The following is a 12,410-nucleotide window of genomic DNA, read 5'->3' as shown; positions in this document are numbered from 1 at the left end:
ACAGTACGTGCTCATGTGGACGGACGACACGTGCCCGCGCGGATGAACGGTTCCGAGGCCCCCGGCGAGCCGCCGCTGCGCCCGCTGTCCGCGCGGTCGGTGGTTCTGAGCCTGCTGCTCGGCACCCATCCCCCCGAACTGCCGGTCCGGGAGCTGGTACGGCTTGTGGAGGGGTTCGACGTCGGCGGGTCCACGGTGCGCGCCGCGCTCAGCCGGATGGCCGCCGCCGGGGACCTGAGGCGGACGGACACCGGCTACCGGCTCAGCGAGCGGCTGCTGGAACGCCAGCGGCGCCAGGACGAGGCCCTGCGCCCGCGCACGCGCGCGTGGGACGGCGACTGGGAGATGCTCGTGATCACCGCGACGGGCCGCGGTCCCGCCGAACGCGCCGAACTGCGCAGCCGGTTGACCGCCCTGCGCCTCGCCGAACTCCGGGAGGGTGTCTGGCTGCGCCCCGCCAACCTGCGCCGCCCGCTGCCCGCCGCTCTCGACGGCGTCGCCGAGCGCCTCGTCTCACGCCCCGAGTGCCCGGCCGCCGACCTGTCCGCGCGGCTGTGGCCGCTGGACACCTGGTCCCGCACGGCCCGGGACCTGCTGGCGCGGGTCGGCCGGGCCCGGCGGCCGGCCGACCGTCTCACCGCCTTCGCGGCCGTCGTGCGCCATCTGCTCGCCGACCCCGTGCTGCCCGCGGAACTGCTCCCGTCCGACTGGCCGGGGGCGGCCCTGCGGGACGCCTACACGGAGTATCAGCGGGAGCAGTCCGGACAGGTCCGGGCGGGCGGCACCCGGACCTGAGACGTCACCTGTAGGTGATGTCGGAGGACGCGTACTTGCAGTACGTGCCGTCGGCGCCCGAGCCGTTGGAGTCCGGCTCGTCGCCGTCGTCGTTGCCGATGTACTTCTGGCAGGGGACGATCTTCTTGCTGCTGTCCCCGACGATGGTGATGTTGCGCAGGGTCGCGCTGTCGCCGTAGTTGGTGTTGATGCCGGCGATCCGGCCGCCCTTCCAGTTCACCTCGATGGTGTTGAGGTTGATCGTCCGCTTGTACTGCGACGAGCAGTTGCCGCAGGAGCGGATGAAGGTGCCGAAGTTCTTCACCGCGAAGTTGGAGACGTTCAGGGTGCCGGCGCCGTTGAACTGGAAGACCTTGTCGCTGGCTTCCTTGGCGCCGCCGCCGGAGACGGTGTAGACACTCGACGACGAGGAGCCCCGGAAGGTCGCCGCGTCCTCGCCGACGTCCTCCCACCAGACGTTCTGCAGCGTGCAGCTGCCCTTGCAGTGGATGCCGTCCGCGGCGGGGGCGCCGATGATCACGTTCTTGAGGACCGCGCCGGGTGCCAGTTCCAGGATCGGGCCCTGGTCCTCGTCCTGGCCGCCGGAGCCCAGGTCGCCGGTGCCGTACAGGCGCTTCATCCCGTAGTCCTTGGTGCCGGACACCGAGATGGTGGAGGAGACGCCTTCGCTGCCGTTGGGGGTGGGCCAGGTCGCGGCGTGCGCCGAGGTCGCCTCTGTGGTCATGAGCATGCCAACGGAGAGTCCGAGCGCGGCCAGTGCGCCGGCGGCCGCGCGCCGTTGCGCGCGGGGGCGTGTCGCTGCGGTCATGTTCTGATCCCTTCCATAGGGAGTGGGGGTGGAACGGAACATGTACGTGAACGATGTGCGTCGACATGATTGCGATGCACACGCGGTGAGGGGCAAGCGGGGCATTGGGCACCTCGCCGCGTGCGCATCGGTCATGCTGATGAACGGACCGTAGAGGGTAAGCGCTTTCTGGTCAACGCTTCGCGCGAAACGCCACCTCACATGCCCCAGCCGTACTGGGCCGGCATCCGGACGTCCTCGCCCAGCTCCCGCGCCGCCTGCTGCGCCCAGGACGGGTTGCGCAGCAGCTCGCGACCCAGCAGTACCGCGTCGGCCTCACCGTTGGCCAGGATCTTCTCGGCCTGCGCCACCTCGGTGATCAGGCCGACGGCGGCGACCGGCACCGCGGCCCCGGCCCTCACGTGCGCGGCGAAGGGCACCTGGTAGCCGGGACCGGTCGGGATCCGCACGCGCGGGACGTTGCCGCCGGTGGAGACGTCGAGGAGGTCGACGCCGTGTGCCTTGAGGTCGCCGGCCAGCCGGACGGTGTCCTCCCGCGTCCAGCCGCCCTCGTCGAGCCAGTCGGTCGCCGAGACACGGAAGAACAGCGGCTTGTCGTCCGGCCACACCGCACGCACGGCGTCGACGACCTCCAGGGCGAACCTGGTGCGGTTCTCGTACGAGCCGCCGTAGGCGTCGGTGCGGTGGTTGGAGTGCGGCGACAGGAACTCGTGGATCAGGTAGCCGTGGGCGCCGTGCAGCTCGACGATCTCGAAGCCGGCGGCGAGGGCCCGGCGAGCGGCGTCCGCGAACCGGCCGACCACCTCCCGGATCTGCGGGACCGTCAGCTCGGTCGGCACCGGGTGCCGTGGGTCGAACGCGAGTGCGCTCGGCGCCACCGGCTGCCAGCCGTACGCGTCCGGCCCCACCGGGGCACCGCCCTTCCAGGGCTGCGCGGTCGACGCCTTGCGGCCCGCGTGGGCCAGCTGGACGGCGGGAACGGTGCCCTGGGAGCGCATGAAGTCCGTGATCCGGCGGAACGCCTCGACCTGCGTGTCGTTCCACAGCCCCAGATCCTGGGGGGATATGCGGCCATCGGGCGACACGCCGGTGGCCTCCACGACGATCAGGCCGGTGCCGCCGGCCGCGCGTGCGCCGTAGTGCGCGAAGTGCCAGTCGCCGGGGACGCCCGCCAACGGGCCCTGGGGCGCGGCGGAGTACTGGCACATCGGCGGCATCCAGACCCGGTTCGGAATCGTGGTGTCGCGCAGTTGCAGAGGCTGGAAGAGGGCACTCATGGCGGGCTGCTCCCTGGGGTGTGGAGGGGCGTGGCAGCTCGTACGATACTTCTCGTAGTACGGCGGGTGTCAAACTACGGTGGTCCTCGTACAATGAAGCCCCCGGACGAACTGGAGTCGCCGTGACCCCCGCCGCCACCGCCGCAGGCGCCCGCGAGCTGCCGCATCCCACGCGCGGGGAGATCCGGCTGGAGGGTGTGCTGCACGCGCTCTCCGATCCGGTGCGGCTGCGGATCGTGCGGGACCTCGCCGCCGACAGTGACGCGCTCTACTCCTGCTCGCACTTCGACCTGCCGGTCACCAAGTCGACCACCACGCACCACTTCCGGGTGCTGCGCGAGAGCGGGGTGGTCCGGCAGACCTACCGGGGCACGGCCAAGATGAACGGCCTGCGCAGGGGTGACCTGGACGCGCTGTTCCCGGGGTTGCTCGACGCCCTGCTGGCCGCCGCCGCCCGCCAGGCCGCCGCCCTTGGTGTCCTTGGTGACAGCTGACCGCGTGTTCCATCCGCATGGAATGTGATCATTCGGTTACGTTGCGCATGTGCTCGAAGCATCCTTCTTTGATCGTTCTCTTCAGCTTTCCGATCGCTGTCCGGACGACGGTGAGATGTCCGTGCGGCACGCCTGGGTGGTGCGGGAGGGCGGCGCCACGGCTTCCTGGTTCGATGTGCGGCTGGATTTCGCCGACGGCGCCCGGGTGGACGCGCTCGCCGTCCTGTCCGGCCGGGAGGTGCGGGTCGAGGGTGTGCGGGCCGAGCCGCCCCTGTCCCTCGACGACCTCGCCGTGCTCGCCGAGTGGCTGGAGAACCCGCTCTTCGCGGCCTGTGTACCGGCGCCCGGCCGCGTGCTGCCGGCCGTGTCGCGCCGGGGCCGTCCCGCGTGGCCGCGCGGCAGGGAGGAGTGCCGGCTCGTGGCGCGGGAGTACCAGGAGGCCCGCGAGGAGGGGAACGACCCTGTCCTCGCGGTGATGCGCGTGACCGGGCACAGCAGGCGCAAGTCCCTCAGGCTGATCGGCCAGGCGCGTGACGAGGGGTTCCTGGCGCCGCGTCGCGCCCGCCGCTGAGCCGCCGTCGGCCGAGGGTCACAGCATCTCGCGCATCCGCGAGATCTCGCTCGTCTGCTGGGCGACCACGTCGTCGGCCATCTCCTCGACCTGCACGTTGTTGCCCTGCGACTTGACGTCCGTGGCCATGGTGATCGCGCCCTCGTGATGGGTGATCATCAGAGTGAGGAAGAGCTGGTCGAAGGCCTTCCCCCGCGCCGCGCGCAGCTTCTTCAGCTGGGCCTCGGTCGCCATGCCGGGCATCCCGGCGTGCTCGTGCCCGCCGCCCGTCCCCTTCTCGTCCTTCTCCTTCTCGCCGTGGTTCTTCAACCAGCCCCGCATCGCCTCGATCTCCGGACCCTGCGCGGAGGAGATCCGTTCGGCGAGCTTCTTGATCCGGCCCGACTCGGCCTGCTTCGGCACGAGTTCGGTCATCTTCAGTGCCTGGGCGTGGTGCTGGATCATCATCCGCGCGTAGGAGACGTCCGCCGAGTTGGGGGAGTCGTCGTCGGCCCGCTGCTTCTCGGCGTCCTCGGCGGACAGGGTCCGGTTGCCCTCGCCCGGCTGGCCGGGAGCGATCACCGAGGGCCCGGTCCTGGCGGCCGACCCGGTGTCCGGGTCCGAGTCGCAGGCGCTCAGGCCGAGCACGGCCAGTGCGGTCAGCGAGGCCGTGACGAGCGACGCACCGGACATCGCGGAGCGAAAGGGCACAACAACCTCCTGTGGTAGGCGGAATGCGGAGCACCTCGTGGGTGCGATGACCGTCCTAGCACGCTTCCGCGCGTCACTGATCAAAAAACTTCATTGCGTGTTTGTTGCCCCCTGTTGGTATGAGCATGGCGAAGACGATACTGCGTGGTGCGTGAACCGTTCCGACGGGAACGGACCTAGGGAGGAAACAGTGACCCTGTTGAACGACCCGCGAACGCGGCGCAGACGTCTGGGAGTCGCGGCGGTCGCCGCCGGACTGCTCTCCGCGCTGCTCACCGCCGGCCCGGCTGTGGCGACCCCAGACCCCGGGGACGGCCCGGCCACGTCGAAAGAGGTGTCGAAGAGCGCGCGCGCCGAGGTGCGCGAGGCGATAGAGAGCGGCGAGATACCCGGTCAGGACGAGATAGTCCACTCGGACAACATCGAGCACCTGACGAACATCCCCAAGGACGCACTCCCGGGCACCAATTCGGACCTGGCCTTCCAGGGCCAGTACGCCTTCGCCGGCAACTACGACGGCTTCCGCATCTTCGACATCAGGAACCCGAAGAAGCCGAAGACCGTCGCCCAGGTGCTGTGTCCCGGTTCGCAGAACGACATCTCCGTCTCCGGTGACCTGCTGTTCCTGTCGACCGACTCCTCGCGCAGCGACAGCAGTTGCAACAGCACCACGCAGCCGGCGACCGAGAAGTCCTCCTGGGAGGGCATGAAGGTCTTCGACATCAGCGACAAGCGGAACCCGAAGTACGTCGCCGCCGTCGAGACCGCCTGCGGCTCGCACACCCACACGCTGGTGCCCGAGCGCAAGGACGTCTACGTCTACGTCTCCTCGTACTCGCCGAGCGCCGCGTACCCCGACTGCCGGCCGCCGCACGACGGGATCTCCGTCATCAAGGTGCCCCGCAAGGCGCCCGAGCGGGCGGCGGTCGTGGACTTCCCGGTGCTGTTCCCCGGTGAGGGCCCCGACGGTGGCGGCAACCCGGGCGGGCCCACCAACCCGGGCGTCTCCAAGACCACCGGCTGCCACGACATCACCGTGCTGCCCTCCGAGGACCTCGCGGCGGGCGCCTGCATGGGTGACGGCATCCTGTTCTCCATCAAGGACCCCGAGCGTCCGAAGGTCATCGACCGCGTCCAGGACAACGTGAACTTCGCGTTCTGGCACTCGGCGACCTTCAACCAGAAGGCCAACAAGGTCGTCTTCACGGACGAGCTGGGCGGCGGCGGCGCGGCCACCTGCAACGCGGAGATCGGCCCGGACCGGGGCGCCGACGGCATCTACGACATCGTCGGCCGCGGCGACCACCGCAAGCTGGTCTTCCGCAGCTACTTCAAGATCCCCCGCCACCAGGCGGACACCGAGAACTGCGTCGCCCACAACGGCTCGCTGATCCCGGTCAAGGGCCGCGACATCATGGTGCAGGCCTGGTACCAGGGCGGCGTCTCCGTCTGGGACTTCACCGACTCCAAGCGCCCCAAGGAGATCGCCTACTTCGAGCGCGGACCGCTGACCACGGACGGCATGACCACGGGCGGTTCCTGGTCGGCGTACTACTACAACGGCTACATCTACTCGAACGACATCGCCAAGGGCTTCGACGTCCTCAAGCTCGACGACCGGCGCACCGACCCGGCCAAGCGGGTTCACCTGCGTGAGCTGAACACGCAGACGCAGCCGGACTACTTCGACTGAGCCTGTTCGTCGCGCCCGCCGGTCGCGAAGAACCGCGACAGGTCCGCGTCGCACGTCGTCCCGCCGGACACCTCGGTGTCCGGCGGGACACCCATCTCCCAATCCAGCCGGTAACGCTTGAACAACTCGGCGCGCAGCACCGGCACGGGCATCGGTACGCCGGGCACCAGGGCCGCGAAGACGGCTCCCATCAGCAGCGCGCGCAGCATCGGGTAGTCGCGGTCGACGTCCCGCGAGCCGTGCCGGGCGACGGTGTCCCGCAGGAGTTCCGCCAGCCTCCGCTGCTCGGGGCACGGCACGAAACCCACCTCGGCCTGGAGCAGGCCCGCCATGTGCTGGCGCATGAGCACCGGCCGGTCCCTGGCGAGGCCCAGGATCGCGTCGACGGCGCGCGCCATCCGCTCGGCCCCGTCGGCGGTGCGGGGTTCGCGCTCCAGGGCCTCCTCCAGCGTGCGGTGCATCAGCCGGTGCACGGCGGACTGCACCAGCTGGCGTTTGCCGGGGAAGTAGTACGAGACCAGGCCGCGTGCCGAGCCCGCGCGGTCGGCGATGGCGCCCAGCGTGGTCGCCTCGTACCCGTGCTCGCCCACCAGCTCCACGGCGGCTTGCAGAAGCCGCTCCTTCGAACGCCGCCGCAACTCTTCATTGACCGAGGCGCTGCGCGGGGACATGCTGTACTCCTGCGTTGACTGGCTGCCAGCCAACTATACTCGGCGCAGGCGGGCCGGCCCTTCAGAGGTCCGGTCCGGTCATGTCCGTCCCGGGCGACACGGGGGATCGTCCGGGACGGACGCACCCGCCTCGCTGGTTGCCTCGGGCTATGATCGCCGGCGGAGAGCCCGCCGTCATCATCGCCGGTGTGACCGCCGGCCTCGGACTGCTCGTCACGTTCGGCTCGGCTTGTCCGCGGGACGGGCGGGCGCGATCGTCGCCATCATCTCCGCGGTGTTCGCCGCCGCCGTCACCCGACCGGTCGCCGCGCTGCTCGCCGCCTACGGGGCTGGACCTGTCCACGGACAGGATCGGCGCCCTCAGCGCGGTCGTCCTCGCCGGACTCGGCCTCCTCAGCCGTGGCCAGGCCGACCCGGGCGCGCCGGTCGGGGCCGAGCCTCCGCGAACGGTCTGATGCCGTGTCGTGTGGCCCGGCGCCGGGGTGCGGTGGTGCGTGCGTGCCGCACCCCGGCCGGGTGCCCCGGTTCGGGGCCGGGGTCAGCGGGTGGTGCAGCCGCCGTCGACGGGCAGGGCGACGCCGATCACGAAGCTGGCGCCGGGACTGCACAGCCACAGGGCGCCGAAGTCTCCCGCCAGACCAGCTCCACCGTCACCGACAACGTGCCCGAGGGCATGGCCGAATGGCGGAGCAGGCCCCTCGGCACCGTTTATCCGGTGGCCTTCATCGACGCCATCCACGAGAAGAACCGCAACGGTGCGATCGCCACCCGGCCGATCTATTAGGCCTCGGCCGTCACCACCGAGGGCCGGCGGGAGATCCTGGGCTTGTGGGCCGGCGACGGGTGCGAGGGCGCCAAGCACTGGCTGCACATCCTCACCGAGATCAAGAACCGCGGCGTGAGCGCGGTCCTCGTCGATGTCGGTGGCCCCCGGCCTTCTGCTGCCGCGGTGCGTCGGTGCTCAGCTCTCGTGGATGTGGGCGAGGCTGCCGTCGTGTTGTTCGTAGTGGGAGAGGGCGATGCCGATGCCGATGAAGGTGGGCGCCCATTCGCCTACGAAGATGCCCCATCGGTCGGCGCGTTCGATGCCGGCGGCTTCGGCTTTGAGGCTGCCGATCCAGGAGGCGACGCTGAGGCCGATGGAGGCGATGCCGGCGAGGTAGGCGTGTTCGCTTCTGATGCCGATGTCGTGCATCTTCTTGATGATCACGGCGGGTCCTCTCTGTGGGGTTGGGGTCGGAGTTCCACGTCCGCTACGTCCTATTCATTCCGTATCGATGCATCTCCTTCGGTGTAGTCACTTTTCGGAACCAGCAACGACGGTCCGTCGAGGCGGTCGGCAAACCTGTGGTGCATGCGTACTCTCCCGGGCCAGGATGCGGCTATGCGTCACGTCCAGAACGATCCCGAGTTGCAGGAGCAGGTTCGGCGGTTCGTCACGCCTGATCGTCGATACCTTCGGTTGGGCGGGGGCCTTCTGCGGCTGAACCCTGTCGAGCGATCCGCTTTTGTGCGGGATCTGGCTCAGGCTGCCTACGAGATCACTCCGGCGGAGCTCAGCATCCTCTTCGAGGGCGGATGGCGCGAGCGCAAGACTGCCGCATGGCTGGTGGCTGTGGCCCACAGGACCGAGTTCCGCGACCTCATCGGTCGGCTCCTACTGGCCAGCGAGGGGCCGTATGCGGGCGCGGCGTACTGCGTCGTCCTTGCGAAGTTCGGCAGTGCGGCGGATGCCGAACTGCTCAGCGCATACCTTGATCACTACTTGTTGCGTCCCGACCTCGACTACGACCAGGCAGTCGTCCTCGGGACGCTCCTGTACCTCGATGGGATTCTCGGCTCCGAGTACACAACACGGTTCCTCGGCCCGGACGGTCCGTGGGACCGATGGCTCGAAGTCCGGGCCGTTGCGGCCCCTGACCCGCAACACTGCCGGCAGACCGTGCAGCAACTCTGCGTTCTCGTCGACGAGACCGCTGAGGCCTTCGTCTCGCCGGACTGCGCGAGTTGATCATGATCGAGCGAGACATCGTCCTCAACCAAATCGCCCAAGGCGTGCGCCCGGTCTCACAGGGCTTCGGCAGTCCTCAACGAGTGGCTGTGACAGTGGGTTTTGCCGTCGACCTCAGTCTGTCGGTGTCGGCGCGGCGCAGGCATCGGCGATGGCCCGCGTGTCCAAGTAGAACGGACGGACCTCGGTGATCCGCCCGTCCTTGACCGTGATCGCTTGCAGAATGGGGAAGTTGAGTTCACGGCCGGTCGCGCGAGCGCGAGCACGGACCTGTGTGAGCACGACCGCAGTCTCACCGGTGGCCAGGAACTCCTGTTCCACCATCTCGAACGACTCCCACACCTCTCCCATCATGAGGAAAAACTGCGTCATGCCGTTGTGCCCACGCCAAGTGCCTCCGTATGGCAGGGCATCTGCTTGATGCAACTCGACATCCGGCGCGAAGAAGGGGGCGAGGAGGTCGAACGAAGCCTCGCCAGGGCCTCCCGCCGCCAGGTACTCCGCCTCAGCCGCATACATGCCGGTGAGAACTGTTGCTGACTCCGTAATGGATGACATCGTCATGCCGCCAGCATGAGGGCCGCAGCAGGACCTTGCTGGCGGCAATCAGACATCGTTGAGCTGCACGTTCGGCACTTCCGGCAACACGCCCTACCTGCTCCCCCTGCGGAGCTGCTCTTCAGCCTTCCGGGTCAGACGCCGGTAGTACGGCCACACTGGCTTCGGCCGCTGGGCGTCACGGTAGGCCAGGAACGGGGCCGCGGACCGACCCAGCGTGACCAGCGCTGGAGCCCAGAGATCGAGGAAGTCCTTCTCGCTCACGTACCTTTTGGCGCAGTAGAAGCCGGCAATGTCGAGGCCGGCCAGGGCTCGGTTCGCAAGCTCGTACTGCTCTGGGGTCAGGCTTTCCACGTCCTGCATCTCGTGCAGCACCTTTCGCCCAGTCTGGAGCTTCGGGTCGATCAGTGATTCGTGGAGCCGCAAGGTGATGTCCCGGCGGTCGTTGCGGACCGACCGGTACAGCGAGCAGAGGCTGATCACCAGGGCGATCCCGGATATGACGACTGCGGTCCCGTTCACGTCTGCTGCGTCCCCCTCGGCCGTAAGCTGTGTCTGGGTCAGCAGTCGTACCCAGGGGCCACGGGCTGCATCCCGCAGCGCGCTTCCTAGCTGTCCAGAAATCCAAGGGCGCTGTCGGGCCGGCACACGTCGCAGGGTCTGACGCCTTCGGTGATGGCGGCCCGCACCTCGTCGAGGGTGTAGGCGAGCCAGGTCTCCAGGGTGCGGAGTCGCGGCAGGTCGGGCGGGAGGTCGGTCACGCCTCCAGCTTGCACCAAAATTCGAACAAGATTTCTACTGGGGTCATGGTCAGACGCAAGGTCGAGTACCTCACCGACACCCAGGAGCGGATCCTCGGCGCCATCCGCGCGGCCATCACCGAGCAGGGCGAGGCCCCCACCGTCGCCGAGATCGCCTCCACGGTGGATCTGCGGCCGTCATCAGTGCACTATCAGCTGCGCGAGCTGGAAGCGAAGGGCGCCATCGCCCGCGAGCCGCACCAGCCGCGTGGAATCCGACTCGCATGATGGCGGGCATGACCGCCGGCCGCTTCCACCTGACCGTGGTCGCCGATGGCAGGGAGGTGCTGCACGGCTGGTGGGGGAGCGAGACGGTGGTTCGCGGCAAGTTCACCGCCTGGATCGGCCGGCACGGGACACGGCCCGGCGCCCGGGTCACGCTCATGGACGAGGAGACGGGAGCCGTGCTGACGGAAGCTGCAGCACCGTCGTAGGGGGCGGTGGCGGGGCGGATGCCGAAGAGCCGCAGAAGACCTCCCCCAGGGCCCACGGTGAAGAGGAATCCCAGAAGGTGACGAAGACCCGGAAAACCTTGTCGAACGCGCTGTTGCGTTCAATGAGCAGCCACCTTGCCGGGACGCGTTGGCCTGAGCGATCCGATGATTCTTCCCCCATGAGCGATCAGCGTGGCCCCGCGGGGGAGAGCCGTCCAACGCGTTGCCTGAATCGAGTTCCCGTCGGTTGCAGATGGCGATGGGCTGCTCGCCGACGCGACGCCCCGGCACTGTCAGTGGCCCCTCGTAGACTCGTCCTATCGATCCGACGAGCAAGTCGGGTTTGTTGTGGCTGAAGGCCCCGTCTGGTCACGCAGGCGGGGTCTGCCGCTGCCTGGGGTGCATCCATTGGGAGGGTGCGACGGGAAGGGGCGGGTGAGGGCTCATCCTCGGGACCCTCGCCGCCCCCGGTGCTCCGGCGGAATCACCACCGGGGGCGGCCTCACCCGGCAAGCTCCGGGTGCCGGACGACCCTCTTTGCGGCCCTCTCGACGTCGACGCGAGGCTTGCCTTACGCGGTGAACGTGCTCGGTGACTGCGGCTTGGAACGTGTCGGCGGCCCCCAGCTGTGCGGCGCGGGCGCCGGGACCCTCGCCGACCTCGACGGGCAGGTGCGGCAGCGGCAGGCGCAGCTGAAGCCGCGATCCCGGGACCGGTACGCGGCCGACCGGCTTACTGCGGGCGCGGCTACGGTGCTCGCGGAGTCGATGGGGCCGGGCCGCCGCAAACACGGCAGGTCGACAGGGCACCCCCAACAGTGTCCCGGGCGACACGGGAGATCGTCCGGGACGGACGCACCCGCCCCGCTGGGTTCCTCGGGCTATGTGCCCGGCCCCGTTCGGCGCACCAGGTCGAGCACCGGTCGCAGTCCGGCCGGGCGCTCGGTCACCGGCAGATGATCCACGAAGTGAACTCCGCAGCCGAGGGCCGCGGCGCCGCCGTCCGCCCGCCGGTCGTCGCCCACCATCAGGGTCCGCCCCGGCTCCGCGCCGAGCGCCTCGCAGGCAAGCGCGAAAAGCCGGGGGTCGGGCTTGCGGATGCCGTGCTCGTAGGACAGGACGTACGCGTCCACGTACCGGTCGAGGCCGTGTGCGCGGAAGACGGGCCGCAGATCCCAGCCGATGTTGCTGACCACGCCCACGGCGACGCCCTGACCGCGCAGCGTCTCCAGCACCTCGGCGGCGTCGGGGTAGGGGCGCCAGGCGCCCGGCGTCATGTGGCGCTCGTACAGCGCGTCGTGCAGCCCGGGGTCCGGCAGCGGCACCCGCCGGGACAGCCCGGTGTAGGCGGCCCGGTGCAGCGCGGAGCTCTCGTCGCGGGTCTCCCACACCCCGGCCAGCTCCTCCGGTACCCGCACCGGCGGTGCGCCGCCGGGCAGCGCCCCCGCGGCCTCCAGCGCCCGTGCCGTCTCGGCCAATTCCGGACCGGACAGGGGAACCCCGGCACCGTCGAGCACGGCACGCAGCCAGTCCTCGGACGCTTCGATGCGGAACAGGGTTCCGGAGAAGTCGAACAGCACGGCGGTCATGGGCGGATCCTACGAGGCGG

Annotated in this window: 16 protein-coding genes and 1 pseudogene; 8 read left to right on the top strand and 9 right to left on the bottom strand. The window is 69.5% G+C overall.

Annotated elements, in window-relative coordinates; genetic code table 11:
- Window positions 1-42: 42 nt before the first annotated feature.
- Window positions 43-795: a PaaX family transcriptional regulator C-terminal domain-containing protein gene (locus OIE75_RS04605; protein ID WP_329473930.1), complete on the top strand. Its 753-nt coding sequence runs from the start codon at window positions 43-45 to the stop codon at window positions 793-795.
- Window positions 796-799: 4 nt separating this feature from the next.
- Here OIE75_RS04605 and OIE75_RS04600 read toward each other — a convergent pair whose 3' ends face one another.
- A complete protein-coding gene (locus OIE75_RS04600) occupies window positions 800-1,603 on the bottom strand; it encodes a pectate lyase (RefSeq protein WP_329469657.1) in 804 nt (267 codons plus the stop codon).
- A 197-nt stretch (window positions 1,604-1,800) separates the two neighbouring features.
- Window positions 1,801-2,880, bottom strand: coding sequence for an NADH:flavin oxidoreductase/NADH oxidase (locus OIE75_RS04595; protein ID WP_329469656.1), 1,080 nt, complete (start codon window positions 2,878-2,880; stop codon window positions 1,801-1,803).
- Window positions 2,881-3,002: 122 nt separating this feature from the next.
- On the opposite strand from OIE75_RS04595, the gene OIE75_RS04590 reads away from it, so the two are divergent.
- Both OIE75_RS04590 and OIE75_RS04585 read left to right on the top strand, forming a co-directional pair.
- On the top strand, window positions 3,003-3,374 hold the full coding sequence (locus OIE75_RS04590) for an ArsR/SmtB family transcription factor (RefSeq protein ID WP_307009887.1): 372 nt from the start codon (window positions 3,003-3,005) through the stop codon (window positions 3,372-3,374).
- 115 nt (window positions 3,375-3,489) lie between these two features.
- A complete protein-coding gene (locus OIE75_RS04585; RefSeq protein ID WP_307009885.1) occupies window positions 3,490-3,945 on the top strand; it encodes a DUF6214 family protein in 456 nt (151 codons plus the stop codon).
- 18 nt (window positions 3,946-3,963) lie between these two features.
- On the opposite strand, the gene OIE75_RS04580 is transcribed toward OIE75_RS04585, so the two are convergent.
- A complete protein-coding gene (locus OIE75_RS04580; RefSeq protein ID WP_373463061.1) occupies window positions 3,964-4,617 on the bottom strand; it encodes a DUF305 domain-containing protein in 654 nt (217 codons plus the stop codon).
- Window positions 4,618-4,825: 208 nt separating this feature from the next.
- On the opposite strand from OIE75_RS04580, the gene OIE75_RS04575 reads away from it, so the two are divergent.
- Window positions 4,826-6,328 (top strand): LVIVD repeat-containing protein, encoded by a 1,503-nt coding sequence (locus OIE75_RS04575; RefSeq protein ID WP_307009881.1) that lies wholly within the window; start codon window positions 4,826-4,828, stop codon window positions 6,326-6,328.
- On the opposite strand, the gene OIE75_RS04570 is transcribed toward OIE75_RS04575, so the two are convergent.
- On the bottom strand, window positions 6,316-6,999 hold the full coding sequence (locus tag OIE75_RS04570; RefSeq protein ID WP_329469654.1) for a TetR/AcrR family transcriptional regulator: 684 nt from the start codon (window positions 6,997-6,999) through the stop codon (window positions 6,316-6,318). The genes OIE75_RS04575 and OIE75_RS04570 overlap by 13 nt on opposite strands.
- Before the next feature lie 610 nt (window positions 7,000-7,609).
- Here OIE75_RS04570 and OIE75_RS04565 point away from each other — a divergent pair.
- A pseudogene (locus OIE75_RS04565) lies at window positions 7,610-7,915 on the top strand (transposase); the annotation flags it as partial.
- Window positions 7,916-7,960: 45 nt separating this feature from the next.
- Here OIE75_RS04565 and OIE75_RS04560 read toward each other — a convergent pair.
- Entirely contained in the window at window positions 7,961-8,209 is a 249-nt protein-coding gene (locus tag OIE75_RS04560; protein ID WP_241000106.1) for a hypothetical protein, read from the bottom strand.
- 174 nt (window positions 8,210-8,383) lie between these two features.
- Here OIE75_RS04560 and OIE75_RS04555 point away from each other — a divergent pair, with 174 nt between their 5' ends.
- Window positions 8,384-9,010, top strand: a complete 627-nt coding sequence (locus OIE75_RS04555) for a DUF6000 family protein (protein ID WP_329469653.1) — start codon at window positions 8,384-8,386, stop codon at window positions 9,008-9,010.
- Between the two features lie 114 nt (window positions 9,011-9,124).
- Here the strand turns inward: OIE75_RS04555 and OIE75_RS04550 are convergent, their stop codons facing one another.
- The 3 genes from OIE75_RS04550 to OIE75_RS04540 form a co-directional block, all read right to left on the bottom strand.
- Window positions 9,125-9,574 (bottom strand): nuclear transport factor 2 family protein, encoded by a 450-nt coding sequence (locus OIE75_RS04550; protein ID WP_329469651.1) that lies wholly within the window; start codon window positions 9,572-9,574, stop codon window positions 9,125-9,127.
- 87 nt (window positions 9,575-9,661) lie between these two features.
- A complete protein-coding gene (locus tag OIE75_RS04545) occupies window positions 9,662-10,090 on the bottom strand; it encodes a hypothetical protein (RefSeq protein WP_307009874.1) in 429 nt (142 codons plus the stop codon).
- 86 nt (window positions 10,091-10,176) lie between these two features.
- Window positions 10,177-10,329 (bottom strand): DUF6233 domain-containing protein, encoded by a 153-nt coding sequence (locus OIE75_RS04540; RefSeq protein WP_329469650.1) that lies wholly within the window; start codon window positions 10,327-10,329, stop codon window positions 10,177-10,179.
- Window positions 10,330-10,374: 45 nt separating this feature from the next.
- On the opposite strand from OIE75_RS04540, the gene OIE75_RS04535 reads away from it, so the two are divergent.
- Complete coding sequence (locus OIE75_RS04535; RefSeq protein WP_329469649.1) at window positions 10,375-10,596, top strand: LexA family protein; 222 nt, start codon at window positions 10,375-10,377, stop codon at window positions 10,594-10,596.
- A gap of 8 nt (window positions 10,597-10,604) precedes the next feature.
- The gene (locus OIE75_RS04530) at window positions 10,605-10,802 is read left to right on the top strand and encodes a hypothetical protein (protein WP_329469648.1); all 198 of its coding nucleotides are present in this window, start codon (window positions 10,605-10,607) and stop codon (window positions 10,800-10,802) included.
- Between the two features lie 880 nt (window positions 10,803-11,682).
- Here OIE75_RS04530 and OIE75_RS04525 read toward each other — a convergent pair.
- Window positions 11,683-12,390, bottom strand: coding sequence for an HAD family hydrolase (locus OIE75_RS04525; RefSeq protein ID WP_329469647.1), 708 nt, complete (start codon window positions 12,388-12,390; stop codon window positions 11,683-11,685).
- Window positions 12,391-12,410: the final 20 nt, after the last annotated feature.

The sequence above is a fragment of the Streptomyces sp. NBC_01723 genome (genome assembly GCF_036246005.1).
Lineage (GTDB): Bacteria > Actinomycetota > Actinomycetes > Streptomycetales > Streptomycetaceae > Streptomyces.
Note: the sequence above shows the minus strand (reverse complement) of the source record. Positions and strands in the feature narration are given on the sequence as shown.